Here is a 24417-nt window from a genome sequence, read left to right on the forward strand (position 1 = left end):
CACATGAACATCACCTGGCTCGGCCATTCCGGCTTCCGCATCGAGATCGAATCCGCCGTGCTGCTGATCGACCCCTGGCTGACCGGCAACCCGATGTTCCCCGAAACCCGCCGCGCCGAAGCGACCGAAGGCGCGACCCACGTCCTGCTGACCCACGGCCACGGTGACCATTCCGCCGACGCACTGTCGATCTGCAAGGAGAAGGCGATCCCCCTGATCGGCACCTACGATCTGGTCAGCTGGTGGACCGGGCGCGAAGGCATCGCGGGCACCGGCTACAACAAGGGCGGCACGCTCGATCTCGGCGGGGCGAAGGTGACGCTGGTCAACGCCAGCCATTCCTCCTCGGTCGCGGGGCCGGATGGCGCGCCGGTCTATGCCGGGCACGAGGCGGGCTACATGATCGCGGGCGAAGGGCACACGGTCTATGTCTCGGGCGATACCGACATCATGGCCGACATGGGCTGGATGGGCGAGCTGCACGCCCCCGACATCGGCATCCTGTCGGCGGGCGGCCTCTACACGATGGACATGAAGCGCGCCGCCTTCGCATCGCGCAAGTATTTCAATTTCAAGACCGTGATCCCCTGCCACTACCGCACCTTCCCGGCGCTGGAACAGAACGCCGACGCCCTGCGCGCCGGCCTGCCGCCGGGCGTCGCGGTGATCGAGCCGCAGGTGCTGGAACCGATCACATTCTGACATCCGCCGGGGCGCCGCGCGATTTTTCTACGAAAAATCCCCCCCCGGCCGCCGCCCCGCGAAAAACCCGGTCAGCAGCGCCGCCGCCTCCGCCGCCGCGATGCCGTCATAGACCTCGGGCACATGGTGGCATTGCTGATGCGTGAACACCCGCGCCCCCTGCGCCACCCCGCCCGACTTGGGGTCGGCCGCGCCATAGTAGAGCCGCGCGATCCGTGCCGCCGAAATCGCCCCGGCGCACATCGGGCAGGGCTCCAGCGTGACGTAAAGATCATGGCCCGTCAGCCGCTCCTGCCCCAGCGCGGCACAGGCCGCCCTTATCGCCAGCATTTCGGCATGAGCCGAGGGGTCGCACAGCTCCCGCGTCCGGTTGCCCGCCCGCGCCACCACCGCACCGCCGGCCGAGACCACCACCGCCCCCACCGGCACCTCGCCGCGCGAGGCTGCCGCGCGGGCCTCCTGCAAGGCAATCTCCATATGGCTGCGAAACGGGCTCATGCCCCGTGATGCCGCGCCTGGCCCGGCAGTTCAAGCCGCCTTGCTCCTTCTTCTTGGGTCAAATACCCTGCGGGGGTCCGGGGGCGCAAAGCCCCCGGCGGCCTCCGCCGCTGCGGAACGCCAGTTCCAGCAAAGGGCCCCCCATATGACCGACCCCGCAAAACCCGCACCGCCCCCCGCACCGCCCAAAGCCCCGGCAGGCGAACGCATCGCCAAGGTGCTGTCGCGTGCGGGCATCGCCTCGCGCCGCGAGGCCGAACGGATGATCGAGCTGGGCCAGGTCGCGGTCAACGGGCGCGTCATCGACAGCCCGGCGCTGAACGTGACGCCGCAGGACCGCATCACCGTCGAGGGCAAGCCGGTCGCCGCCCCCGAACCCGCGCGCCTCTGGCTCTATTACAAGCCCGAGGGGCTGGTGACGTCGGCCTCCGACGAAAAGGGCCGCGCCACGGTGTTCGAGCGCCTGCCCGAGGACATGCCGCGTGTCATGTCGATCGGGCGGCTCGACCTCAACTCCGAAGGGCTGCTGCTCCTGACCAACGACGGCGAGCTGAAGCGGCGGCTGGAACTGCCCGCCACCGGCTGGCTGCGCAAGTACCGGGTGCGGATCAAGGGCAACCCGACCGATGCCGACCTCGAACCGCTGCGCACCGGCATCACGGTCGAAGGCGAGCGGTTCCAGCCGATGATCGCCATCATCGACCGCATACAGGGCGCAAACGCGTGGCTGACCATCGGCCTGCGCGAGGGCAAGAACCGCGAGATCCGCCGCGCCATGTTCGCGCTGAACCTGACGGTCAACCGGCTGATCCGGGTCAGCTACGGCCCGTTCCGTCTGGGCGACATGGAGCCCGGCGACGTGGCAGAGGTGCGCGGCAAGGTGCTGCGCGACCAGCTGGGCTACGACCCGACCGAAGATGACGCGCCAGAGATCAAGGGTGCCAAGCCGCGCCTGCGCCCCAAACCCGGCGGCGGCGACGCCGAAGCCAGGCCCGCCCGGCCCGGCGGCACCAAGCCGCGCCTGCTGCCCAAGGCCAAACCCACCGGCCGCCCCACGCGCGCCGCGGGCCCCGCCGAACGCGCCGCCGCCGCCACACCCAAGCCGCAAACCCGCACCCCGCGCGGCCCGGCCACCCCCCGCACGGCGCTTCCGGCCGAAGACCCGGCGAAACCGCAGCGCGGCCCCAAATCCCGCTCCGGGGCCGCCCCCCGCAAACCTGCCCCCAAGGGGCCCCCGCGCGGCCCGGCGAAACGCTGAGCCGCCACTGGCAACTGCCCCGCGCCTCGCCTATATTCGTTGCACAAAGCCTTGCCACCCAAGGGGGATGCATGTCCGGAACCGGCCTCCAGAAACTCGCCTACGCGCTGCTGATCGGCCTGATCCTGTATGTCGCCACCCTCGGGGGGGCGTGATGGCACAGCGTTTCGGCGGCAAATACAGCCGCGACGGCAAGTCCCCGCAACCCGGCGGCCCGGCGCCCGGCGCCTTCACCGGCAAGCGCCGCTCGGCGGCGGGCCTGCGCTCCAACCTGCTGTTCTTCGTGCCGTTCGTCTTCCTGTTCAGCGCCTTCCGGTCAGACCCGGCCGGGCTGGTGCTGGGCCTGGCCGCCGCCGGGCTGATGATCCTTGCCGCCTGGCTGACGCGCGAGGGCATCCTTGCGCAAGAGGCGTGGGAGGCCCGCCGCGTCGCCCGCCGCCCGGCCTTTCCGCGCAAGATCGCAGGCTCGGTGCTGATGGGCGCGGGGCTGGTCGCGGGTGGCCTGATGGCGGGGCAGGGCATCGTCTTTCCCCTGCTGTTCGGCCTGATCGGCGCCGCGCTGCATCTTTTCGCCTTTGGTCCCGACCCGCTGCGCGACAAGGGCATGGAGGGCATCGACACCTTCCAGACCGACCGCGTCGCCCGCGCGGTTGACGAGGCCGAAAAGCACCTGACAGCGATGAGGGCTGCGATCCTGCGCGCGGGCGACCGCCAGATGGAGGCGCGGGTCGACCGCTTCGCCGCCACCGCCCGCACCCTGTTCCGCAGCGTCGAGGGCGACCCCGGCGACCTGACGGCGGCGCGCAAGTATCTGGGCGTCTACCTGATGGGCGCGCGCGACGCGACGGTGAAGTTCGCCGACCTCTACCCCCGGCACCGCGACCCGCTGGTGCGCGCCAAATACGACGCGCTGCTGACCGACCTGGAAACCAACTTTGCCGCCCGTACCACCGCCCTGCTGTCGAACGACCGGACCAACCTCGATGTCGAAATCGAGGTTCTGCGCGAAAGGCTGCAACGGGGGTCGTGACCCGAACCCCAGCCCCCGGCGGAAACCAGCCTGTCGCCGCGCTGCAGCGCAACAAAACCAGCCGCAACGCAGCAACCTTCTCCTCCGCCCCCGCAACGCAGATTGAGAAACAGTCCCGGCCTGCGTATAGAGAACACGGAATTGCGCCGTCGCCCGGCCCCGCAAGGCCCGGCCCCAAAGTAATAAGCGAGGCATCATGACCAACTCCATCCGCAGCGAGGCCGCCCTGGCCCTGGCCGAAGTCGAAAAGGTAACCGCCGTCGTGCTGCCCGAACCGGGCCGCGAGATCGTGCCGCTGGCTGCCGCCCCCGCGCCGCAGGCCGAGGCGATCCGCAAGCGGATGGCCGAGCTTGACATGGGCAACACCCAGTCGATCATCAGCTTCGGATCCGCCGCGCAGGCCGAACTGCAGGTGATCAGCCAGGAAATGCTGGCCGACGTGAAGAACAAGGATGTGGGCCCCGCGGGCGACAGCCTGCGCGACATCGTGACCACGATCCGCGGCTTCTCGGTTTCCGAGCTTGACGTGCGCCGCAAGGCAAGCTGGTGGGAACGGCTGATGGGCCGCTCTGCCCCCTTCGCCAACTTTGTTGCCCGTTTCGAAACGGTGCAGGGCCAGATCGACAAGATCACCGAAAACCTGCTGACGCATGAACACAAGCTGTTGAAGGACATCAAGTCGCTCGACATCCTCTATGCCCGCACGCTCGACTTCTACAACGAGCTGGCGCTTTACATCGCGGCGGGCGAGGCGAAGCTGGCCGACATCGACGCGCATGACATTCCGGCCCGCGAGGCGGCGGTGGCCGCCGCCGCCGAATCCGATCAGGTGATGAAGGCGCAGGAACTGCGCGACCTGCGCGCCGCGCGCGACGACCTCGAACGCCGGGTGCATGACCTGAAACTGACCCGGCAGGTCACCATGCAGTCGCTGCCCTCGATCCGGCTGGTGCAGGAAAACGACAAGAGCCTTGTCACCAAGATCAACTCCACCCTGATGAACACCGTGCCGCTGTGGGAAACCCAGCTTGCGCAGTCGGTCACCATCCAGCGCTCGCGCGAGGCGGCCGAATCGATCCGCGCCGCCAATGACCTGACCAACGAACTGCTGACCGCCAACGCCGAAAACCTGCAACAGACCAACCGCGTCGTGCGGCAGGAAATGGAACGCGGCGTGTTCGACATCGAGGCGGTCAAGAAGGCCAACGCCACCCTGATCGCCACGATCAACGAAAGCCTGGCCATTGCCGACGAAGGCAAGGTCAAGCGCGCCGCCGCCGAAATCGACCTGAAGAAGATGGAATCCGAACTGCGCGACACGCTGGCTTCGGCCCGCTCGCGTGCGACGGGGCTGGGCGACACCGCCGGCACTTCCGTCCCGAGAGCCTGAGGAGCCTCGCCGAACATGCCCGCAAGACCGCGCCGGATCCCCGCCCTGACCGGGTTCACCAAAGGGGCGATAGCCGCGCTGGCCCTTGCGGGACTGGCGGCCTGCGATGCGGCGCTGCCGGTCGCGGCCCCCGGCATTTCCATGCCGCGGGCCCGCCCGGCCGAGCCGGTCGTGGCGCCGGTATCGCCGGAATCGGCAGCGATGCAGGTCTATTACGCCAAGGTGCAGGCCGATCTGCTGGCCCAGGGCCTGCTGCGCACCGACGGCGGCGGCCCCGACACCCCCTTCACCGACCGGATGCTGGCCGAAAACTTCATCCGCATCGCACTGTTCGATGAATATCAGCGTGGCGCCGGCGGTCTGGTGCAGCGCGAGACCGAAAGCCGCCTTCGCCGCTGGACCGTGCCGGTGCGCGTCCAGGTGGTGTTCGGCGACTCGGTCCCGCCCGACCGCCGCGCGACCGACCGGGCGCGGATCGGCTCCTACCTCGACCGTCTGGCGGCGATCACCGGCCACCGCATCGGGCTTGCCGATTCGGCGCCGAACTTCTTTGTCCATATCGTGAACGAGGATGAACGCCGCGCGCTCGGCCCGGTGGTCGATGCCACGCTGCCCGGCCTGAACCCAAGCGACATCGCGGGCATCACCCAGATGCCGCGCTCGACCTACTGCCTCGTCTATGCCATGTCGAACCACAGCGGCAGCGAATACACGCGCGCCTTCGCGCTGATCCGGGCCGAACATTCCGACCTGATGCGCCTGTCGTGCATCCACGAGGAAATCGCCCAAGGCCTCGGCCTCGCCAACGACAGCCCCGCCGCCCGCCCCTCGATCTTCAACGACGACGAGGAGTTCGCCCTGCTGACCGGCCAGGACGAACTGATGCTGCGGATGCTCTACGACCGCCGCCTGCGCCCCGGCATGACGGTGTCAGAGGCCCGCCCGATCATCGCCGCGATGGCAGCCGGACTGGTCGGCGGCGGCAGCTGACCGCCATCAAGGGGGCTGCAATCGACCCGCGGCGGCGATATGCTGGCGCGGCAACCCCCTTCCCCGCGCCCCCGCAGCGGACCCTTGAAGAAAGCAGGCAGCACCATGGTTTTCGATTTCCTCAAAGGTGAATTCGTCGATGTCATCGCCTGGCTCGACGACACGCGCGACACGATGGTGTGGCGGTTCGAACGCCACGGCAACGCGATCAAGTATGGCGCCAAGCTGACGGTCCGCGAAGGCCAGTCGGCGGTGTTCATCCATGAAGGCCAGCTTGCCGACGTGTTCGGCCCCGGCCTCTACATGCTGGAAACCAACAACCTGCCGATCATGACGACCCTGCAGCACTGGGACCACGGCTTCCGGTCGCCCTTCAAGTCCGAGGTGTATTTCGTCAACACCACCCGCTTCAACGACCTGAAATGGGGCACCAAGAATCCGATCATGTGCCGCGACCCCGAATTCGGCCCGGTGCGCCTGCGCGCCTTCGGCAGCTATTCGATGCGCGTCACCGATCCCGGAAAGTTCATGACCGAAATCGTCGGCACCGACGGCGAATTCACCGCCGACGAGATCAGCTTCCAGATCCGCAACATCGTGATGCAGGAAATGAGCCGGGTGCTGGCAAGCTCGGGCATCCCGGTGCTCGACATGGCGGCCAACACCGCCGATCTGGGCAAGCTGGTGGCAACCGCCATCGCGCCGAAGATAGCGGAATACGGCCTGGCCCTGCCCGAGCTTTACATCGAGAACATCTCGCTGCCCGCCGAGGTTGAAAAGGCGCTCGACAAGCGCACCTCGGTCGGCATCGCGGGCGACCTGAACAAGTACATGCAGTATTCCGCCGCCGAGGCGATGGGCAACCCGGCCTCGGGCGCCGGGGCGGCGATGACGGCCGGCATGGGGGCTGCCATGGGCATGAACATGGCCAACCAGATGCAGCCCGGCCCCTGGGGCGCAGCCCCGCCGCCGCCGCCCCCCGCCGCCCGCGCCTGGCACATCGCCGAAAACGGCGCGACCAAAGGCCCGCTGGCCGAATCCGATCTGGCGCAGATGGTGACGGCCGGCACGCTGACCCGTGCCACCCAGGTCTGGACCGCCGGGCAGGACGGCTGGAAACCCGCCGCAGACACCGACCTTGCGCGCCTCCTCGCCATGGTGCCGCCCCCGCCCCCGCCGGGAGTCTGACCCTTGCCGCTCGACGAACACCACTGGCCCTGCGAAAGCTGCGGGGCCGACCTGCGCTTTGCCCCGGGCCAGACTGAACTGCGCTGCGACCATTGCGGCCATGTCCAGGCGATCCCCGACGCCCCCGATGCCCGCCCCAAGGCGCTGGGAGAGCTTGACCTGAACCGCGCGCTGGCCGACGACCTGCCCCCCCGCGAGATGGAGGAGGTCCGCACCACCCCCTGCCTGTCCTGCGGCGCGCTGGTCGAGTTTCGCGGCGCCACCCACGCCACGCAATGCCCGTTCTGCGCCACCCCGGTCGTGGTCGGCACCGGCACCAACCGGCAGATCAAGCCGCAGGCGCTGGTGCCGTTCCAGCTTGATGAACCCTCGGCCCGGCGCGCCATGGTGCAATGGCTGGGCCGGTTGTGGTTCGCGCCCAACGGGTTGCAGGAATATGCCCGCAAGGGCCGCGCGCTGAATGGCCTCTACGTCCCCTACTGGACCTTCGACGCCGCCACCCGCAGCCGCTACAAGGGCCAGCGCGGCACCTACTACTACGAAACCCGCACCGTCACGGTCAGGGTCAACGGCAAGAACGAACGGCGGCAGGAACGGGTGCGCCACACCCGATGGTCCTCGGCCTCGGGCTGGGTCAGCCGCGCCTTCGACGACGTGCTGGTGCTGGCCAGCCAGTCCCTGCCCCGCGCCTACACCGAGGCGCTGGAGCCGTGGGATCTGCGCCAACTGACCGCCTACCGCCCCGACTACCTTGCCGGGTTCACCGCCGAAGGCTACACCATCGGCCTTGCCGAAGGGCGCGACCTCGGGCGGCAGATCATGGCGGGGGTGATCCAGGGCGACGTGCGGCGCGACATCGGCGGCGACGAACAGCGCGTCGATCACGTCGATACCGACTATTCGGCCGAAACCTTCAAGCACATCCTGCTGCCGATCTGGATGGCGGCGTACAAATACAACGGCAAGACCTTCCGCTTCGTGGTCAACGGCCAGACCGGCAAGGTGCAGGGCGAACGCCCGTGGTCGGCCTGGAAGATCGCCTTCGCGGTGGTTCTGGCGCTTGTTCTGGCCGGTGCGGCCGCCGCGATCTACCAGATGGGTCAGGGGGCCGGCGGTTAGTCGGTCGTGCTCAGGCCGATGTAATCCTTGATTTCCGCGATTCCCGTGCCGATCCCGGCTGGCACCAGCGCGGACAGCAGGCTTTGCAGCAGCACGTCCAGGGCGTCGATCAGCTTACGGAACAGCGTCACGCCCCCGATGGCGCGAAACCGGTCGTTGTGATGCCCGATCACCGAGAACTTGAACCGCAACTGTTCGCCGGAAAGCCCGTGCGCCGCGATGGCAGCCGCTTCAAGCCCGGCGACAGCCCGCGCAGCACGTTCGAACTCGGGGTAGATCTCGAAAAACGGCCTTTCCATCTCGTCGTGCAGATCGCGGTCGAACAGCTGGCCGCCGAAATAGTCGGTGCCGCTTCTGACGATCTCCTCCAGAAAATCGCGCACCGTCAGCACGAAGGTCGCCAGCACCGAGCGGCTGTCGCCGTCGCCGGAAAAGCTTGGAAACTGCACAGGCATCAATCTCCTCCCGTTTGCGGGTTAACCCTTGCCGTGCAGGCACGGCCGCCCTTGCGCCATTCCCCCGTCACACCACCGCCGCGCGATACAGGTGCCAGGTCGCGTGCCCCAGCACCGGCATCACCAGCACCAGCCCCAGCAGCGCGGGCAACGACCCCACCGCCAGCGCCAGCGCCACGATCAGCCCCCAGACCGCCACCGGCACCGGGTTCAGCAGCGTCACGCGCACCGAGGTCTGCACCGCCTGCACCACGCCCACGTCGCGGTCCAGCAGCAGCGGAAACGACACGATGCTGATCGCCAGCACGCCCAGCGCAAAGCAGAAGCCCACCGCCATGCCGACCCCGGTCATCACCCAGCCGGTCGGCGTCGTCAGCACGTCCTGAAAAAAGCCACCCTGCCACAGCCCGGCCGAGGCATCGGGTGCCCCGCTGCCCAGCGTCGCCTTGAAGATCAGGTTGGCCGCCATGATCCACGCCGCAAAGATCGCCAGATGGAACAGCGCCAGCACCACGATCGCCCCGAACCGGGGCGCGCCGAACACGTCGGCAAAGGCCAGCCAGCTCGCCTCCAGCCCCAGCTCGCGCCTGCGGCTCAGCTCGTAAAGCCCCACCGCCGCCACCGGCCCGACCAGCGCAAAGCCCGACAGGATCGGAAACACCAGCTGCGCGTGGCCCTGCACCGCCACCACCGCCAGACAGATGCCGATCAGCGGGTAAAGCAGGCAGGCAAACACCACATCGGTGCGGAACGCCGCCAGATCGTCCACCCCGGCCCGCAGCGCCGCGCGCAGGTCGTCCAGCGTGATCCGCCGGACCTGCGGCCGCCCGGCGCCGCGCCCGGACGCCACCGTTTCGCCTGCCGCGGCCAGATGGCCCAACGCCGCCCCGACGGCCCCGGCCGACCACGACAGCGGATTTCCGATGGGTCTGGGCATTGTCGAACCTCCTTCGGGTCAGGGATGGCCGCAACGATCCTTGTCGCGCGACCGCATCTTCCGCAGGCACGCCCCTGCGGTGCAGGTCATGGCGCATATCCCGGCGCAATCCCGCGGTGCCGGGCCGGGCCTCAAGCGGCTAGGATAGCAGGAAATGCCGAGTCTTTCATGAGGATTTTCAACTCCCGGCTGATCCGCCGCTCACGCCCCCGCCGCTGCCCGAACCGGGCGCCCCCGTCCGCCGACCCGAACCCTTTCCAGAACCTTTACAGAATCTGCAATATCTATTCAAAACAGCATCTTGCCGGGATTTTCACGCGTGAAACCGCGGCCGACCCCAAACCTCGCGGTTGACTCCTCTCCCCCCCCGCCCGACAAAGCGGGAAATCGCCGGAGTCCCAATGACCGACCTGACCCGAGTCCTCGATCACGCCCGTATCCCCGAACTTCCGAACCCCTACTTCGGCAAGGTCCGCGACTGCTACGACCTGCCCGACGGGCGGCGGATCCTGATCTCCTCCGACCGGATCTCGGCCTTCGACCGCATCCTCGCCGCGATCCCGTTCAAGGGACAGGTGCTGACCCAGACCGCCCGCTTCTGGTTCGACCACACCGCCGACATCTGCCCGAACCACGTCCTGTCCTACCCCGACCCGAACGTGGTGATCGGCCGCCGCCTGACGATCCTGCCGGTGGAAATCGTGGTGCGCGGCTATCTTGCGGGCACGACCGGCACCTCGATCCTGACCCTCTACAAGCAGGGGCAGCGCCAGATGTATGGCCACACCCTGCCCGACGGGCTGGCCGACAACGCCCCCCTGCCGCAGCCGATCATCACCCCGACCTCGAAAGCCTTCGACGGCGGCCACGACGAGCCGTTGACCGCCGCCGAAATCGTTGGTCAGGGCCTGCTCACCGCCGCGCAATGGGACGAGGTTTCGGCAAAGGCCCTCGCCCTCTTCGCCCGCGGCCGGCAGATGGCGGCGGACCGCGGGCTGATCCTCGTCGACACCAAATACGAATTCGGCACCGACGCCGCGGGCAACATCCTGCTGGCCGACGAGATTCACACCCCCGATTCCAGCCGCTACTGGCTCGCCTCGGGCTACGATCAGGCGTTCCGCGAGGGCACCCGCCCGCCCAGCTTCGACAAGGACGTGATCCGCTCCTGGGTCGCCGCCCGCTGCGACCCCTACCACGACCCGATCCCCGAGATTCCGCCCGATATGATCGAGGCCACGTCGCAGGTCTATATCGACGCCTTCGAGGCCATCACCGGCCAGCCCTTCATGCCCGACACCGCGGGCGCGACCCCGCTCGACCGTATCCGCGCCAATCTGGCACCCTTCTTCACCGCGGGATGAATGCGCGGCCCCGCCCGCACCCGAACCCGGCCCACCCTGACAGGATGCCCCGATGATCCTCTGCTGCGGCGAAGCCCTGATCGACATGCTGCCACGGGAAAGCGCCCAAGGCGAACCCGCCTTTGCCCCCTACCCGGGCGGCGCGGTGTTCAACACGGCCATCGCGCTTGGCCGTCTTGGCGCGCCTTCGGGCTTCTTCACCGGGCTGTCGAACGACCTGTTCGGCGAGATGCTGGAACAGACGCTGGCGGCCTCGAACGTCGATACCGCGCTTTGTGCCCGCTCGGCCCGCCCGACCACGCTGGCCTTCGTCACGCTGGTGAACGGTCAGGCCACCTATGCCTTCTATGACGAGAACACCGCCGGGCGGCTGCTGTCAGAGGCAGAGCTTCCCGCCCTGCCGGGCAGCATCGGCACCCTGTTCTTCGGCGGCATCAGCCTTGTCAACGACCCCGCCGCCGCCAGCTACGAGGCGCTGCAGGCGCGCGCGGCGCCGACCCGCGTCACCATGATCGACCCCAACATCCGCCCCGGCTTCATCACCGACGCGCCCGCCTACCGCGCCCGGATCGGCCGGATGATCGCCCGCGCCGACATCGTGAAGCTTTCCGACGAAGACCTGCGCTGGCTGGAAGGCGAGGGCGACGTGGCCGACCTTGCCCGCGGCATCCTTTCGCGCGGCCCGAAGGTCGTGTTCATCACCGAAGGCGCCGCCGGTGCCCGCGCCGTCACCGCCACGCAGAACCGCTTTGTCGCCGCGACGAAAGTCACCGTTGCCGATACCGTCGGCGCGGGCGACACCTTCAACGCGGGCGCGTTGGCCGCGCTGCACGCCGCCGGGGCCCTGTCGAAAGCCGCGCTGGCGGCCCTGCCCGACGCCACGCTCGACGCCGCGCTGAGCCTTGGCGCCCGTGCCGCCGGCATCACCGTCAGCCGCGCCGGGGCCAACCCGCCCTGGGCTTCCGAGCTTTGAGTTGCGCGGCGGCCGGGAAGGCGGCCGCCGCGCCGGGGTTCAGCCGGTCGCCACGCCGGCCTCGGCAAAGGTCGACATGCCGGAATGGCAGGCCACCGCGCCGATCATCACCCCGATCGCCAGCGCCGCACCCGAGCCTTCGCCCAGCCGCAGGCCAAGGCTCAGCAGCGGCTGCTTGCCAAGCCGGGCCAGCATCGTGGCATGGGCGCCCTCGGCGCTGACGTGGCCCGCCACCGCGTGATCGAGCACGCCCGGCGCCGCCTGTTCGAGCACCGCCGCCGCCGCACAGCAGATGAACCCGTCGAGGATCACGGGAATCCGCTCGGCCCGCGCCCGCGCCATCGCCCCGGCCATCGCGGCAATCTCGCGCCCGCCAAGGCAGCGCAGCACCTCCAGCGGGTCGCCCAGCACCGCCTTGTGCTGCGCCAGCCCCTCGGTCACCACCTGCGCCTTCAGCGCCACACCCGCGTCATCGACGCCCGAGCCGCGCCCGACCCAATCAGTCGCCGGGCCGCCGAACAGTGCGGCCGCCAGCGCCGCGGCGACGGTGGTGTTGCCGATGCCCATCTCGCCGGTCACCAGCAGGTCGGCGGACGGATCGACCGCCGCCCAGCCGCAGGCAAGGGCTGCCACCACCTCGGCCTCGGTCATCGCCGGGCCGGTGGTGAAATCGGCGGTCGGGCGGTCGAGGTCGAGTTCGTGCACGTCCATCCGCGCGCCGAACGCCTTGGAAAGCTGATTGATCGCCGCCCCGCCGGCCCGGAAGTTCGCCACCATCTGCACCGTGACCTCGGCCGGAAAGGCCGAAATGCCGCGCGCGGTGACGCCGTGATTGCCCGCGAACACCAGCACCTGCGGGTGTTCCAGCCGGGGCCGGGCCTCGCCGCGCCAGCCCGCATACCAGATCGCCAGATCCTCCAGCCGCCCCAGCGCCCCCGGCGGCTTGGTCAGTTGGCCATTGCGCGCCCGCGCCGCTTCGGTTGCCGCGGCATCCGTGCAGGGCATGTCGCGCAGCAGCGCCCGGAAACCGGCCAGATCTGAGAATGGCACCGTCATCGCATCTTCCTTCATTGAACCTGTGGTCCGCCTTGGGTAATGCCAAAGGCCACGGGGGACCAGCGCCGAAAGGACACCATGATGCGCCAAAATGACCGGCTTGCGACGCTGCTGGGCGACATGCTGTCAGCCCTTGGCCTGCTGACCCGCCTGCCGCTGCCCGGCACCCTGCCCGCCCCGCGCGGCCCCGCCGCCGCCTGGGCCTGGCCGCTGGCGGGGCTGGCGGTCGGGTCGCTCGCGGCGGGGGTTGCGGTGCTGGCACTGGCCGCCGGGCTGCCCGCGGGGCTGGCGGCCGCCTTCGCGCTGGCCACGCAGGTGATGGTGACGGGGGCGATGCACGAGGACGGGCTTGCCGACACCGCCGACGGGCTGTGGGGCGGCTGGGACAAGGAGCGGCGGCTGGCGATCATGAAGGGCAGCACGGTCGGCAGCTACGCCGTGATGGCGCTGGTGCTGGGCGGTCTGGCGCGCTGGGTGGCGGTGGCCGCGCTGCTGGAGGCCGGGGCCTGGCCGGTGCTGATCGCGGCGGGGGTGCTGTCACGGGCGCCGATGGCGGTGATGCAGGCGGTGATGCCCAATGCAAGGGGGGCGGGGCTGTCACATGCGATGGGTCGGCCGGACATGCGGACTGCGGCGCTGGGGGTTGGCCTCGCGCTGGGTCTGGCGCTGGCGCTGGCGGGGACGCCCGCCTTCGGGATGGCGCTCGGCATTGCCGCCGTCTGCCTCGGGCTGGGGCTGGTGGCCCGCGCCAAGATCGGCGGCCAGACCGGGGACATTCTGGGGGCGGCGCAGCAGGTGTCGGAACTGGCTGCCCTGACGGTTGCGGTGGCGCTGCTGTGACGGAAGGCGATTTTTCTACGAAAAATCGGCGGCACGGCGAAGCGGATCTTTCGTAGAAAGATCGGGCCAGAAGAAAACCGCAGCCTTGCAGCCGCGGTTTTCAGTCCGGCGTGTCGGATCGGTTCAGGCTGCGCGCGACAGCAGCACGGAATCCACCGTCTTCTGCGCCCCGGCCTCGTCGACGCCGCTGACGGCCGCGACTTCGCGGGTCAGGCGTTCCAGGGCCGCTTCGTAAAGCTGCCGTTCGGAATAGCTCTGTTCGCGCTGGTCGTCGGTGCGGTAGAGGTCGCGCACCACTTCCGCGATCGACAGCAGGTCGCCGGAGTTGATCTTCTGTTCGTATTCCTGCGCGCGGCGCGACCACATGGCGCGCTTTACCCGGGCCTTGCCCTTCAGCGTGTCGAGCGCCTTGGTCACCACATCGGGCGAGGACAGCGAGCGCATGCCGATCTCGGTCGCCTTGTTGGTCGGAACGCGCAGCGTCATCTTGTCCTTTTCGAACGAGATGACGAACAGTTCCAGATGCAGGCCGGCAATCTCCTGCTCCTCGATGGAAATGATCTTGCCGACGCCGTGCGCCGGATACACGACGAACTCGTTGGGACGAAACTCGGGCTTCCTGGTCTTGGTCATTCAGTCGTTTCCTCGAAGGGTCACCCTATTGCCGACAGCAAACCACCGTCGGCGGCGCAATGCCCCGGCGATGCGAATGGTTTGTCATCAGAAATACCCCCTCAGGCGAGCAGCGCCGAGCAGGGAGTCAGGCGTCCATGCTTGTTTGTGAAGAAACGATAGCACAAAAACGGCCCGATTCCAACTGCGCCAACGGCTGGAAGCGGCTCTGAAGCGACACAATGGGATGATATTCCGTCGCAGCCGGTCAGGTCGTCACGAAAATGCGACGAATCGATCCGGAAGGGCTCAGCCGCCCTCGCCGGGGGTTTCGGAGAAGTATTTCGCCAGTTTGCCGGTTTCGCCGTCGCGGGCCTCGGCTTCGGCCAGCGGATCCTTGCGGGTGACGATGACCGGCCACATTTCGGAATATTTCCGGTTGAAGGTCACCCAGTCGTCCATGTCGGGTTCGGTGTCGGGGCGAATCGCGTCGGCCGGGCATTCCGGTTCGCAGACCCCGCAATCGATGCATTCATCCGGGTGGATGACCAGCATGTTCTCGCCTTCGTAGAAGCAGTCCACAGGACAGACCTCGACGCAGTCGGTGTATTTGCAGGCGATGCAGTTGTCGGTCACCACATAGGTCATGGCTATCCCCGTCTCCTCGGCGTTTCCGCGGTCTTGCTAGACCACATGGATCAATCATTCAAGCGGACAAGGGGGTTCCCCGCGTCCTCGGTTGCGTCAAGATCGACATAGAGCCGGATCGCCTCGGCGGCCGGACCCCGGCGCTGGCTGCACGCCCGAACCCGGATCAGGCGGACGCGCCCGCCCTGCGGGAAGGTCAGCACATCGCCGGAATGCAGCGGATGGGCGGGTTTGGCGGCCTTGACGCCGTTGACCCGGACATGGCCCGCTGCCACCTCGGCCGTTGCCAGCCCGCGGGTGCGGAAGAACCGCGCCTGCCACAGCCATTTGTCGAGCCGCATCGCGTCTGGCAACCCCGGAACGGTCTTTGCCCCGGGGCCTGCCAAATGTCACGTCCGGTTGCGCAGGGCGGCCAGAACAGCGAACGGGCTGTCGGGGTCGATCTTGTCGACGCGCGGCGGCCGGGCCTCGTGGGTCTTGTTCTGCGGGCTGCGGTCGGGGCGGTCCTTGCCGCCACGGTCGCCGCCGCGGTCGCCCTGGTCGCCCTTGCCCTCGAAGGGCTTGCCGCCCTTGGCGCCGGGCCTGCCACCGCCGCCGGGCTTGCCGCCACCGCCATGGCCCTTGTAGCCACCCTCGGCACCGCGGTCGCGGCGTTCGGGGCGGGGGGCTTCGGTCGCGGGCTGTGCAGGCGCGGCGGCATCGGATGCCGACGCGGCAGCATCCGCGGCCGGGCGGTCGCCGCGCGGGCGCGGCGGGCGGTCGCCGCGCCGTTCGCCGCTCGGCTGGCCTTCGCGCGGGGCACGCTGGGGCTGGTCGCCCCGGGCGCGCGGCCCGCGACCCTCGCCACCACGGGGACGCGGCGCCCAGGTGAAGGTGCAGAAGGCTTCCATCTCCACTGCGACCGGCTCGGGTGCCGGGGTGTCTGCGGCAGGTTCGATGGCTGGTTCAACCGCGACGGCAACCGGCTCGATTGCCGCTTCCGCCGGGATGGGGGCGTCGTCGGCTGGCGCAGTCGCGTCCACGGCTTCGGCCGCCGGGGCCGCGTCGACGGCTTCCGCCAGAGGGGCCGCATCAACGGCTTCGGCCGCCGGGGTTGCAACCGCCAACGCAGCCTCGGGCCGGACCTTCGGGCGTTCGCCCTTTTCGGCCTTGTATCCCAGCCCCGTCATCAGCCCGGCGAACTGGTCCAGCGTCATGCCGGTGATCGACAGCATGTCGGGCGTCGCCTCGAAGCCGGCGCGGCTGTCCTTGGCACGCAGAAGGTCGGCCAGACGTTCCAGCATGTCGATCCGGATCGCCCGCACCCCGGCCGGGTGATAGCCCGCCAGAGTGTAATGGTTGCGCGGCACTTCAGGCAGGTAGGGAATCGTCACCAGGCCCGGCGGCGGGCTTTCGGGAAATTCCTGCAAGCCCTGCATAAGCGACCACAGCACCAGCCGCAGACGGGTCGGCGCGGGCTTCAGCAGCAGAGGCAGGAAGATGGTGAACTGACCGAAGCGCACGCCATGCTTGCGCAGCACCGAGCGGGCTTCCTGATCCAGCGCCTTGACCTCTTCGCCCACGCCGTCGCGCGGCAGAAGGCCCAGCCCCTCGACCAGCCGGAAGGCGAAGCCGCGCGCAAGGCCGGTCAGCGTCTCGTCACGGCTCATCGCCATCAGCGGCTCGAACTGGGCGGCAACCTTGCGGTCGATGAAGTGCTGCAGGCGGCGGCGCACCTTTTCGGCGACCTCGTGGCCGGCATCCTCGTCGACGAAAGCCTCGACCTGCGGACGCAGCGCCTCGGACCCGGCCACCAGCTTGCCCACCGCCGAGGTGCCCCACATCAGGCCCCCCTGCTCGGTGAAATCCATCTCGGTATCGGGGGCGTTGTAGAACTTGTCCGCCCGCAGATGGAACTCGGGCCGCAAGGCCTGCACTGCGGCAAGCCGCAGCGTCTTCGCCTCGTCGGGCGAGGAGGACGCGTCCTGGCGGAAGCGGAATCCTTCCAGACGGCCGACGAACTCGCCCTCTACCGTCACTTCACCCTTGTCATTCACCTCGGCCACAAGGCTCTCCTTCTGTTTCAACCGCCGCAGCAGAACGCTGGTGCGCCGGTCAACAAATCTTTGCGTCAGCCGCGCATGAAGCGCATCCGACAAGCGGTCTTCTACAGCGCGCGTCTCGTCGCGCCAATGGCTTTCGTCTTCCACCCAGCCCCGGCGCTGCGCGACATATGTCCACGTCCTGATATAGGCCAGCCGTTTTGAGATTGCATCGATATCGCCGTCGCTGCGGTCGATCCGGGCAATGGCCGCAGCAAGCCACGCCGAGGGCACCCGGCCATCCTGCAGGAACTCGAAGATCCGCGCCAGCAGCGTGGTGTGTTCGCTGCCCGAGGCGCTGCGGAAATCGGGGATGCGGCAGACATCCCACAGCAGGCGCACCGCCTGCGGGGTGCGCAGCCGGTCGCGCAGTTCGGGCAGTTCGGACAGGATCTTCACCGACACGAGGTCGTCGGCCTCGCGCGCGCGCGACAGCCATTCGTTCGAGGTCGGCGCCTCAAGGCTGCCGATCAGCCGCGCGACGGTGCCGAACTCCAGCGCCTCGTTGCGCCAGCTGAGCTTGCGCAGGGGCTCGAAGCGGTGGTTCTCGATGGCGTTCACCACCTCGTCGTCCAGCGGCCGGGCCTCGCCGGTGACGCCGAATGTGCCGGGGTCGAGGTGCCGCCCGGCGCGGCCGGCGATCTGCCCCAGCTCCTGCGGATAAAGCGAGCGCATCCGCCGCCCGTCGAACTTGGCGGTGGCGGCGAAGGCGACGTGATGGATATCGAGGTTCAGCCCCATGCCGATGGCATCGGTCGCCACCAGATAGTCAACGTCGCCATTCTGATAGAGGGCGACCTGCGCATTGCGCGTGCGGGGGCTGAGCGCGCCCATCACCACCGCGCAGCCGCCCTTCTGGCGGCGGATCAGTTCGGCAATCGCATAGACATTTTCAACCGAAAACCCGACGATGGCGCTGCGCGGGGGCATCCGGCTTATCTTTTTCGAACCTGCCCAGGTCAGGGTGGAAAACCGGTCGCGCTTCATGAAGGTGACGCCGGGCACCAGCGCCGCAATCGCGCCCTTCATGGTGTCAGAGCCCATGAACAGCGTTTCCAGCAGCCCGCGCGCCCGCAGCAGGCGGTCGGTGAAGACGTGGCCGCGCTCGGGGTCGGCGCAAAGCTGGATCTCGTCGATGGCGACGAAGTCGGCGCCGATCTCCTGCGGCATCGCCTCGACGGTGCAGACCCAGTAGGCGGTGCGTTCGGGAACGATGCGCTCCTCGCCCGTCACCAGTGCCACCACGGAAGGCCCGCGCGCCGCCACGATCCGGTCGTAGACCTCGCGCGCCAAGAGGCGCAGCGGCAGGCCGATCACCCCGGTGCGATGCGCCAGCATCCGGTCGATGGCGTAATGGGTCTTTCCGGTGTTGGTCGGCCCGAGGACCGCCACCACCCTGGCATTCGCGCGCATCAAGGCTGGCCTGTTGTCAGAGTTCCTGGCCGGCTGCCTTGCCTTCCAGCCGTTTCACTGCCTCCAATACCCCCTCGAGGTGGGGATGTATAGCAAGGGCGGCACGGTAGACCTCGACCGCCTGGGCATCGCGGCCCAGTTCTTCCAGGATCATGCCGAATCCGGCCAGCGCGCCGAAGTGGCGCGGGTTCAGCGCCAGCACATGCCGGATATCCTGCACCGAGGGGCCGAAGTCGCCTGCCTGAAAATAGGCGGTCGCGCGGGCATTCCAGCCTTCGGCGAAATCGGGGGCGTGGTCGGTCAGGGCGGTCAGATGCTCGATCGCGGCGGGCAGGTCGCCCGACTCCATCGCGTCGCGGCCGCGTTGCAGCAAAAGGTCCATCGCCGCCGAGCCGGACCTTGACCAGACCCGCCCGATATCCGACGCGATCCGCCCGGCGGCACGTTCGTCGGCGGTGGCCAGCCTGTCGAACAAGGCATCAAGTTCGGGCGTTTGCGCGGCAACCGGCGCGCAGGCCAGAAAAATCGGCAGGACTGCCGCAACGATACGATTGTGTAACCAGCCCTGCGCTTTCATAGTCCTGATGTTAGCAGGGCGGTGCGGAAAAGCCATATCCCGCCGCTCACGAAATCGGGACGGCCAGGCTCTGGCCGCAAGGGAGAACAGGCATGAGTGACGTGATCGGATATGCGGTCGATGCGCTGGCGAAAAAGGTGCCCAGCTTTGACGGCGTGGTGAAGTTCGTGATTCCCGGCGAAGGGTCGATCATGATGGATCAGGACGGGGTTCGCCCCGGCGACCTTGACGCCGAGGTGACGATGACCGCCAGCGCGGACGTGTTCCGCGCGATTCTCGCGGGCGAGATGAACCCGACGATGGCCTTCATGACGGGCAAGCTGTCGGTTGACGGTTCGATGGGGCTGGCGATGAAGGTCGGCGCGGTTCTGAGTTGAGCGATACCGCCCCCCTTTACGCCGGGATAGCAGAAGGTCCGGCCGACGGCCGGGCATTCTGGCTGACGGCGGCCGACGGCGTGCGGCTGCGGGCGGCGCACTGGCCTGCGCCACAGGCGAAAGGCACCGTGCTGCTGTTCCCCGGCCGCAGCGAATATGCCGAGAAATACGGCATCGCGGCGGGCGATCTGGCGGCGCGCGGCTATCATACGCTGGTGATCGACTGGCGCGGTCAGGGCCTTTCGGACCGCGCGCTGGCCGACCCGATGACCGGGCATGTCGGCGATTTCAGCGAGTTCCAGCTGGATGTCGAGGCGCTGGCCGATCTGGCCGACACGCTGTACCTGCCGGGGCCGCGGCACCTGATGTCGCATTCGATGGGCGGGTGCATCGCGTTGCGCTCGGTGATGATGGGGCTGCCCGTGCGCTCGGCGGTGTTTTCGGCACCGATGTGGGGCATCCGCATCACGCCCGCGCTGCGCCCGGTGGCGACAACGCTGGGCTGGGCCGCGCAATGGGCGGGCCAGAGCCACCGCTACGCGCCCGGCACCTCGGCCGCGACCTATGTTGCCGACGCGCCGTTCGAGGACAACGTGCTGACCACAGACCCGGAGATGTATGCGCTGATGCAGCGACAGGTCGCGGAGCATCCGGAACTGGGCCTGGGGGGCCCGAGCCTTGGCTGGCTGCGCGCCGCGCTGATCGAATGCCGCGCGCTGGCCGCCCTGCCCGCGCCCGACCTGCCCGCGCTGACGATGATCGGCAGCCGGGAACGGGTGGTGGACCCGGCCCCGGTGCAGGCCCGCATGGCAAATTGGCCCAAGGGACGGCTGGAGGTCGTGCCGGGGGCGGAACATGAGGTCATCATGGAAACCGCCGCGATCCGGGCGCGGTTCTTCGATGCCGCCTGCGCGCTGTTCGACGGCTAGAGCGAGATCTGGGTAAAACCGTCGCGCAGCGCCTTGGACCACGCATCGCTCATGGCGCGGAAGGCCACGTCGTCACGCTCGATCCTGCGGCGCAGGCCGACGCGGCAGGCATCGCGTTCGATCACCAGCAGATCAAGCGGCATTCCGACCGACAGGTTCGAGCGCAGCGTCGAATCCATCGACAGGAGCACCGCCTTCTGCGCATCGGCCAGACTGGTCGTGGGCTTTACCACCCGGTCGAGAATCGGCTTGCCATACTTGTGTTCTCCGATCTGGAGGAACGGCGTGTCTTCGGTCGCCTCGATGAAATTGCCTTCGGGGTAGATCAGGAACATCCGCATCGTGCCGCCCCGGCGCTGACCCGAAACGATCATGCTGGCCGTGGCCCCCTGGTTCATCGCCGCCAGCTTCTCGTCGATCTCGCTGCGCACCCTGGCCAGCATGTTGCCGACGATCTCGGCCACCTTCAGCAGCGTCGGCGCCTTCATGATCGAGGTTTCGTGATCGGCATCAACATCTTCCATCGCGTCGCGCAACCGCGCCAGCGTGGTCTGCGTCACCGACAGGCTGCCCGCGGTCATGATGGTGATGATCCGCTCGCCCGGTTCCTCGAACACGAACATCTTGCGATAGGTCGAGATGTTGTCGAGCCCCGCATTGGTGCGGGTGTCGGACAGGCACACGATGCCGTCGTTCAGCAAAAGCCCCACGCAATAGGTCATTGTCGCCCCAGTTCATCCCACAAGCGGCAACCCTATTGCTGCTGGAACTGAACCGCAACAGTGACATCAAGACTTTCTGCCCCAGGTGTGCGGGTTGTGCCGCGAATTGGCGCAGCATCTTGGGCATCCAGCCCCGATCCCAGCCGGATATAGCGGTCATCCGGGCAGCAGCGGTTCGCCGGATCGAATCCGACCCAGCCCAGCGACGGCATCCATATCTCGGCCCAGGCGTGCGCCGCCTCTTGCGCCGCGATGTCCTCGTCCAGCATCAGATAGCCCGAGACATAGCGGCCCGGCAGCCCGTGCCAGCGCGCCACCGCCAGCAGGGCGTGCGCGTGATCCTGGCAGACGCCCTCGCCCAGCGCCAGCGCCTCGGCCGCGGTGGTGTGGGCCTGCGTCGCGCCCGGCCGATAGGCGATGGCATCGGCCACCGCGCCGGACAGGCGGTGCGCGGCCTCCAGCGGGCCATCGGAGCCCTGCGCCACCAGCGCCAGTTCGCACAGCGCCGCGTCGGCGCGGGTGGGCAGGCTGTCGCGCAGGTAGCATTCGGGCGGCACCATCTCGCGGTGCCCGCGCAGCACCCCCGCCAGATCATGGGTTTCCACCGTGCCGCGCACCGCAACCTCGACCTCGGTCACCGGCCCCAGCACCGACCAGGCCTGCACCCAGTCGCCCGCCCCGTCACGAAAGCCGCCGCCCTTGCAGCCGTCGCTGACCGTCACCTGCCAGTTGATCACCCGCTGCCCGTCGAACAGCGAGGGTTGCAGGCGGTGGCTTTGCACGATGCCGCGCACCGGGCGGTCGTAGCGGTAGCGCGTCACGTGATCGACCGTCAGCAGCATCAACGCAAATCCCCGCTAAGATAGGTGTCATGCACCACGGCCCCGAGGCTCGCGGTTTCGCGGATGAAGCGCGACAGGAATTCGTGCAGCCCTTCCTCGAAGATGTCGTCCACCCGCAATTCCGCCAGCCCCGCCATCAGGTTGCGCGCCTTTTCCTGCGCGGGCGTGGTCTTGCTGTAATTGCGCGCCAGCCGGTCGAGATGCAGGTTGACCCCCTGCATGCAGGTGATCAGCGACCGCGGACATTGCGGGTTCAGAATCAGGAAATGCGCGATCTTGCCCGCCGTCACCTCGCCGCCATAGGCCCAGTGGAAGGCCCGGTGCGCCGACATGGCGCGCAGCAGCGTCGTCCATTGGTAGGTATCGACCCCGGTCCCGACGTAATCGACCTTGGGCAGCAGGACGTAATACTTCACGTCCATCAGGCGGGCGGTGTTGTCCGACCGTTCCAGAAAGCAGCCGAGGTTCAGGAAATCCCAGCCATCGTTGCGCAACAGCGTGGCGTCGATCGTGCCGCGCAGCATGGCGGCATGGCGCATAGTCCATTCGGTCAGCACCGAAAGTTCAAGCTGGCTGCGCGGCGTGCGCTCCAGCTCGCGCAGTTCCTGGAACGCGGTGTTCAGCGCGTCCCACACCTGCGTCGTCAGTGCGGTTCGCACGATCCGGGCGTTCTCGCGCGCCGTGGTGATGCAGCTTGCCACCGACGACGGGTTGTCGCGGTCGAAGAACAGGAAGCTTTCGATGTTGCGCTGCACCGGGTCGCCGTATTTCTTGCCGAAGGCCACGGCGGTGCCCGATGCCTGCAACAGGCTGTCCCATTCGCTGCGATAGCCGTGGATCGAGGGCAGCAGCGAGATGCGCGACCCCACTTCCAGCAGGCGTGCGGCGGTTTCCGCGCGTTCGATGGAACGGGCGATCCAGAAAAGATTGTCAGCCGTCCGGCTCAGCATGCTGTCACTCCGCCAGAACCCAGGTATCCTTGACGCCCCCGCCTTGCGACGAGTTCACCACAAGGCTGCCGTCCTTCAAAGCCACGCGGGTCAATCCGCCCGGCACCAGTTCCACCCCTTCGCCGACAAGGCAATAGGGTCTCAGATCGACATGGCGGGGTGCGATGCCTTCGGCCACGAAGGTCGGCGTGGTCGAAAGCGCCAAAGTCGGCTGCGCGATGTAGTTGTGCGGGTCGGCCAGAACCCGCTCGCGGAACGCCGCCACCTGATCCTTGGTCGAGGCCGGCCCTACCAGCATCCCGTATCCGCCAGAGCCGTGCACCTCTTTCACCACCAGTTCGGCCATGTGTTCCTGCACATATTTCAGATCGTCCTCCTTGGCGCATTGCCAGGTCGGAACGTTCTTCAGGATCGGCTCTTCCCCCAGATAGAAGCGGATCATTTCCGGAACATAGGTGTAGACCGCCTTGTCGTCGGCCACCCCCGCCCCCGGGGCCGAACAGATCGACACGCCACCCGAGCGATAGACATCCATCAGCCCCGGCACCCCCAGCATGCTGTCGGGCCGGAAGCACAGCGGGTCGATGAAGGCGTCATCGACCCGGCGGTAGATCACGTCCACCCGGCGCGGCCCTTCGGTCGTTCGCATGAAGACGAATTCGCCCTCGACGAACAGGTCCTGCCCCTCGACCAGTTCGACCCCCATCAGGTCGGCCAGGAAGCTGTGCTCGTAATAGGCCGAGTTGAAATGCCCCGGCGTCAGAATCACCACGGTCGGTTCGTGGTTGCATTTGGCCGGCGCCACGCTGGCCAGGGTGCGGCGCAGCTTTTCGGGATAGCTGTCGACCGGCTCGATCCGGTTCTCGCGGAAGAGGTCCGGGAACATCCGCATCATGATCTCGCGGTTTTCCAGCATGTAGCTGACACCCGAGGGCGTGCGGCAATTGTCTTCCAGCACGAAGAAATCATCCGGCCCGGTGCGGACCAGGTCGATCCCCACGATATGCGAATAGACCCCCTTCGGCGGCACGAAGCCGACCACGGTCTTCTCGTATGCCTCGTTCAGATAGACCAGCCGCCCCGGAATCCGCCCCGCCCGCACGATCTCGCCCCGCCCATAGACATCGACCAGAAAGGCGTTCAGCGCCCGTGCCCGCTGCTTGATGCCGCGTTCCAGCCGCGCCCATTCCGTCGCGGTGAACACGCGCGGAAACATGTCGAACGGGATCAGCCGGTCGGGGTCGCCGCCCTCGCCATAGACGGCGAAGGTGATGCCGATCCGGCGAAACAGCGCCTCGGCCTCGGCCTGCTTCATCTGGCGCAGCTCCGCCGGCATGGCGCGCATCCAGTCTTCCAGCCGGGCATAGGGCGGGCGGACGGCATCCTTGTGATACATCTCGTTGAAAAAGGTCTTCACCGTTCGGTCATCCCTGTCCCTGCATTGATGTCAGTTAATCAGCCGCTTC

At 68.1% G+C, this 24417-nt stretch carries 25 protein-coding genes; 12 read left to right on the top strand and 13 right to left on the bottom strand.

Annotation, left to right across the window (positions count from 1 at the left end; all coding sequences use genetic code 11):
- The first annotated feature begins 3 nt into the window (after positions 1–3).
- Positions 4–702, top strand: coding sequence for a metal-dependent hydrolase (locus RNZ50_16965; protein MDT8856684.1), 699 nt, complete (start codon positions 4–6; stop codon positions 700–702).
- A 27-nt stretch (positions 703–729) separates the two neighbouring features.
- On the opposite strand, the gene RNZ50_16970 is transcribed toward RNZ50_16965, so the two are convergent.
- On the bottom strand, positions 730–1200 hold the full coding sequence (locus RNZ50_16970) for a nucleoside deaminase (GenBank protein MDT8856685.1): 471 nt from the start codon (positions 1198–1200) through the stop codon (positions 730–732).
- A 145-nt stretch (positions 1201–1345) separates the two neighbouring features.
- Here RNZ50_16970 and RNZ50_16975 point away from each other — a divergent pair, with 145 nt between their 5' ends.
- The 6 genes from RNZ50_16975 (at position 1346) to RNZ50_17000 (ending at position 8175) form a co-directional block, all read left to right on the top strand.
- Positions 1346–2458 (top strand): pseudouridine synthase, encoded by a 1113-nt coding sequence (locus tag RNZ50_16975; GenBank protein ID MDT8856686.1) that lies wholly within the window; start codon positions 1346–1348, stop codon positions 2456–2458.
- A gap of 154 nt (positions 2459–2612) precedes the next feature.
- The gene (locus tag RNZ50_16980) at positions 2613–3488 is read left to right on the top strand and encodes a 5-bromo-4-chloroindolyl phosphate hydrolysis family protein (protein ID MDT8856687.1); all 876 of its coding nucleotides are present in this window, start codon (positions 2613–2615) and stop codon (positions 3486–3488) included.
- A gap of 196 nt (positions 3489–3684) precedes the next feature.
- The gene (locus RNZ50_16985) at positions 3685–4878 is read left to right on the top strand and encodes a toxic anion resistance protein (GenBank protein MDT8856688.1); all 1194 of its coding nucleotides are present in this window, start codon (positions 3685–3687) and stop codon (positions 4876–4878) included.
- Between the two features lie 15 nt (positions 4879–4893).
- A complete protein-coding gene (locus RNZ50_16990; protein MDT8856689.1) occupies positions 4894–5868 on the top strand; it encodes a DUF2927 domain-containing protein in 975 nt (324 codons plus the stop codon).
- Between the two features lie 105 nt (positions 5869–5973).
- Positions 5974–7056, top strand: coding sequence for an SPFH domain-containing protein (locus RNZ50_16995; protein ID MDT8856690.1), 1083 nt, complete (start codon positions 5974–5976; stop codon positions 7054–7056).
- A gap of 3 nt (positions 7057–7059) precedes the next feature.
- A complete protein-coding gene (locus RNZ50_17000) occupies positions 7060–8175 on the top strand; it encodes a primosomal protein N' (replication factor Y) - superfamily II helicase (GenBank protein MDT8856691.1) in 1116 nt (371 codons plus the stop codon).
- Here RNZ50_17000 and RNZ50_17005 read toward each other — a convergent pair.
- Together RNZ50_17005 and RNZ50_17010 are read right to left on the bottom strand one after the other, a co-directional pair.
- A complete protein-coding gene (locus tag RNZ50_17005; protein MDT8856692.1) occupies positions 8172–8630 on the bottom strand; it encodes a hypothetical protein in 459 nt (152 codons plus the stop codon). The genes RNZ50_17000 and RNZ50_17005 overlap by 4 nt on opposite strands.
- Before the next feature lie 67 nt (positions 8631–8697).
- Entirely contained in the window at positions 8698–9567 is an 870-nt protein-coding gene (locus tag RNZ50_17010; GenBank protein ID MDT8856693.1) for a DUF2189 domain-containing protein, read from the bottom strand.
- Positions 9568–9968: 401 nt separating this feature from the next.
- On the opposite strand from RNZ50_17010, the gene RNZ50_17015 reads away from it, so the two are divergent.
- Both RNZ50_17015 and RNZ50_17020 read left to right on the top strand, forming a co-directional pair.
- Positions 9969–10931: a phosphoribosylaminoimidazolesuccinocarboxamide synthase gene (locus tag RNZ50_17015; protein MDT8856694.1), complete on the top strand. Its 963-nt coding sequence runs from the start codon at positions 9969–9971 to the stop codon at positions 10929–10931.
- Between the two features lie 52 nt (positions 10932–10983).
- Positions 10984–11904, top strand: a complete 921-nt coding sequence (locus tag RNZ50_17020; protein ID MDT8856695.1) for a carbohydrate kinase — start codon at positions 10984–10986, stop codon at positions 11902–11904.
- A gap of 39 nt (positions 11905–11943) precedes the next feature.
- Here the strand turns inward: RNZ50_17020 and cobT are convergent, their stop codons facing one another.
- Positions 11944–12960, bottom strand: coding sequence for a nicotinate-nucleotide--dimethylbenzimidazole phosphoribosyltransferase (cobT, locus tag RNZ50_17025; protein MDT8856696.1), 1017 nt, complete (start codon positions 12958–12960; stop codon positions 11944–11946).
- Positions 12961–13041: 81 nt separating this feature from the next.
- Between cobT and RNZ50_17030 the strand changes: the two genes are divergently transcribed.
- A complete protein-coding gene (locus RNZ50_17030) occupies positions 13042–13800 on the top strand; it encodes an adenosylcobinamide-GDP ribazoletransferase (protein MDT8856697.1) in 759 nt (252 codons plus the stop codon).
- Between the two features lie 123 nt (positions 13801–13923).
- Here RNZ50_17030 and RNZ50_17035 read toward each other — a convergent pair whose 3' ends face one another.
- From RNZ50_17035 to RNZ50_17055, 5 genes are all read right to left on the bottom strand, one after another.
- The gene (locus RNZ50_17035) at positions 13924–14433 is read right to left on the bottom strand and encodes a CarD family transcriptional regulator (protein MDT8856698.1); all 510 of its coding nucleotides are present in this window, start codon (positions 14431–14433) and stop codon (positions 13924–13926) included.
- A 288-nt stretch (positions 14434–14721) separates the two neighbouring features.
- Positions 14722–15060, bottom strand: a complete 339-nt coding sequence (locus RNZ50_17040; protein ID MDT8856699.1) for a ferredoxin family protein — start codon at positions 15058–15060, stop codon at positions 14722–14724.
- 50 nt (positions 15061–15110) lie between these two features.
- Positions 15111–15401 (bottom strand): RNA-binding S4 domain-containing protein, encoded by a 291-nt coding sequence (locus RNZ50_17045; GenBank protein ID MDT8856700.1) that lies wholly within the window; start codon positions 15399–15401, stop codon positions 15111–15113.
- A 48-nt stretch (positions 15402–15449) separates the two neighbouring features.
- Positions 15450–18554 (bottom strand): helicase-related protein, encoded by a 3105-nt coding sequence (locus RNZ50_17050; protein ID MDT8856701.1) that lies wholly within the window; start codon positions 18552–18554, stop codon positions 15450–15452.
- 16 nt (positions 18555–18570) lie between these two features.
- Positions 18571–19131: a tetratricopeptide repeat protein gene (locus tag RNZ50_17055; protein MDT8856702.1), complete on the bottom strand. Its 561-nt coding sequence runs from the start codon at positions 19129–19131 to the stop codon at positions 18571–18573.
- Positions 19132–19223: 92 nt separating this feature from the next.
- On the opposite strand from RNZ50_17055, the gene RNZ50_17060 reads away from it, so the two are divergent.
- A complete protein-coding gene (locus tag RNZ50_17060; GenBank protein ID MDT8856703.1) occupies positions 19224–19508 on the top strand; it encodes an SCP2 sterol-binding domain-containing protein in 285 nt (94 codons plus the stop codon).
- A complete protein-coding gene (locus RNZ50_17065; protein ID MDT8856704.1) occupies positions 19505–20437 on the top strand; it encodes an alpha/beta hydrolase in 933 nt (310 codons plus the stop codon). Before RNZ50_17060 ends, RNZ50_17065 begins: the two co-directional genes overlap by 4 nt.
- On the opposite strand, the gene RNZ50_17070 is transcribed toward RNZ50_17065, so the two are convergent.
- Genes RNZ50_17070 through RNZ50_17085 form a run of 4 tightly spaced genes read right to left on the bottom strand, consistent with a single transcriptional unit; the run spans position 20434 to position 24347 of the window.
- Complete coding sequence (locus RNZ50_17070; GenBank protein ID MDT8856705.1) at positions 20434–21159, bottom strand: proteasome-type protease; 726 nt, start codon at positions 21157–21159, stop codon at positions 20434–20436. The two genes, RNZ50_17065 and RNZ50_17070, sit on opposite strands and share 4 nt — an antisense overlap.
- A 32-nt stretch (positions 21160–21191) precedes the next feature.
- Entirely contained in the window at positions 21192–22001 is an 810-nt protein-coding gene (locus tag RNZ50_17075) for a transglutaminase family protein (GenBank protein MDT8856706.1), read from the bottom strand.
- Positions 22001–22951, bottom strand: a complete 951-nt coding sequence (locus RNZ50_17080) for an alpha-E domain-containing protein (GenBank protein MDT8856707.1) — start codon at positions 22949–22951, stop codon at positions 22001–22003. The genes RNZ50_17075 and RNZ50_17080 overlap by 1 nt, the downstream gene beginning before the upstream one ends.
- A 4-nt stretch (positions 22952–22955) precedes the next feature.
- Positions 22956–24347, bottom strand: coding sequence for a circularly permuted type 2 ATP-grasp protein (locus tag RNZ50_17085; GenBank protein MDT8856708.1), 1392 nt, complete (start codon positions 24345–24347; stop codon positions 22956–22958).
- Positions 24348–24417 lie beyond the last annotated feature (70 nt).

Source organism: Paracoccaceae bacterium Fryx2 (genome assembly GCA_032334235.1).
Taxonomy (GTDB): Bacteria; Pseudomonadota; Alphaproteobacteria; order Rhodobacterales; family Rhodobacteraceae; genus JAVSGI01.

What these genes read in the sequence shown, in the direction of transcription:
- RNZ50_16965 (MDT8856684.1), top strand. Translation starts at nt 4, where the DNA reads ATGAACATCACCTGGCTCGGCCATTCCGGCTTCCGCATCGAGATCGAA.
- RNZ50_16970 (MDT8856685.1), bottom strand. Translation starts at nt 1,200, where the DNA reads ATGAGCCCGTTTCGCAGCCATATGGAGATTGCCTTGCAGGAGGCCCGC.
- RNZ50_16975 (MDT8856686.1), top strand. Translation starts at nt 1,346, where the DNA reads ATGACCGACCCCGCAAAACCCGCACCGCCCCCCGCACCGCCCAAAGCC.
- RNZ50_16980 (MDT8856687.1), top strand. Translation starts at nt 2,613, where the DNA reads ATGGCACAGCGTTTCGGCGGCAAATACAGCCGCGACGGCAAGTCCCCG.
- RNZ50_16985 (MDT8856688.1), top strand. Translation starts at nt 3,685, where the DNA reads ATGACCAACTCCATCCGCAGCGAGGCCGCCCTGGCCCTGGCCGAAGTC.
- RNZ50_16990 (MDT8856689.1), top strand. Translation starts at nt 4,894, where the DNA reads ATGCCCGCAAGACCGCGCCGGATCCCCGCCCTGACCGGGTTCACCAAA.
- RNZ50_16995 (MDT8856690.1), top strand. Translation starts at nt 5,974, where the DNA reads ATGGTTTTCGATTTCCTCAAAGGTGAATTCGTCGATGTCATCGCCTGG.
- RNZ50_17005 (MDT8856692.1), bottom strand. Translation starts at nt 8,630, where the DNA reads ATGCCTGTGCAGTTTCCAAGCTTTTCCGGCGACGGCGACAGCCGCTCG.
- RNZ50_17010 (MDT8856693.1), bottom strand. Translation starts at nt 9,567, where the DNA reads ATGCCCAGACCCATCGGAAATCCGCTGTCGTGGTCGGCCGGGGCCGTC.
- RNZ50_17015 (MDT8856694.1), top strand. Translation starts at nt 9,969, where the DNA reads ATGACCGACCTGACCCGAGTCCTCGATCACGCCCGTATCCCCGAACTT.
- RNZ50_17020 (MDT8856695.1), top strand. Translation starts at nt 10,984, where the DNA reads ATGATCCTCTGCTGCGGCGAAGCCCTGATCGACATGCTGCCACGGGAA.
- cobT (MDT8856696.1), bottom strand. Translation starts at nt 12,960, where the DNA reads ATGACGGTGCCATTCTCAGATCTGGCCGGTTTCCGGGCGCTGCTGCGC.
- RNZ50_17030 (MDT8856697.1), top strand. Translation starts at nt 13,042, where the DNA reads ATGCGCCAAAATGACCGGCTTGCGACGCTGCTGGGCGACATGCTGTCA.
- RNZ50_17035 (MDT8856698.1), bottom strand. Translation starts at nt 14,433, where the DNA reads ATGACCAAGACCAGGAAGCCCGAGTTTCGTCCCAACGAGTTCGTCGTG.
- RNZ50_17040 (MDT8856699.1), bottom strand. Translation starts at nt 15,060, where the DNA reads ATGACCTATGTGGTGACCGACAACTGCATCGCCTGCAAATACACCGAC.
- RNZ50_17045 (MDT8856700.1), bottom strand. Translation starts at nt 15,401, where the DNA reads ATGCGGCTCGACAAATGGCTGTGGCAGGCGCGGTTCTTCCGCACCCGC.
- RNZ50_17050 (MDT8856701.1), bottom strand. Translation starts at nt 18,554, where the DNA reads ATGCGCGCGAATGCCAGGGTGGTGGCGGTCCTCGGGCCGACCAACACC.
- RNZ50_17055 (MDT8856702.1), bottom strand. Translation starts at nt 19,131, where the DNA reads ATGAAAGCGCAGGGCTGGTTACACAATCGTATCGTTGCGGCAGTCCTG.
- RNZ50_17060 (MDT8856703.1), top strand. Translation starts at nt 19,224, where the DNA reads ATGAGTGACGTGATCGGATATGCGGTCGATGCGCTGGCGAAAAAGGTG.
- RNZ50_17070 (MDT8856705.1), bottom strand. Translation starts at nt 21,159, where the DNA reads ATGACCTATTGCGTGGGGCTTTTGCTGAACGACGGCATCGTGTGCCTG.
- RNZ50_17075 (MDT8856706.1), bottom strand. Translation starts at nt 22,001, where the DNA reads ATGCTGCTGACGGTCGATCACGTGACGCGCTACCGCTACGACCGCCCG.
- RNZ50_17080 (MDT8856707.1), bottom strand. Translation starts at nt 22,951, where the DNA reads ATGCTGAGCCGGACGGCTGACAATCTTTTCTGGATCGCCCGTTCCATC.
- RNZ50_17085 (MDT8856708.1), bottom strand. Translation starts at nt 24,347, where the DNA reads ATGTATCACAAGGATGCCGTCCGCCCGCCCTATGCCCGGCTGGAAGAC.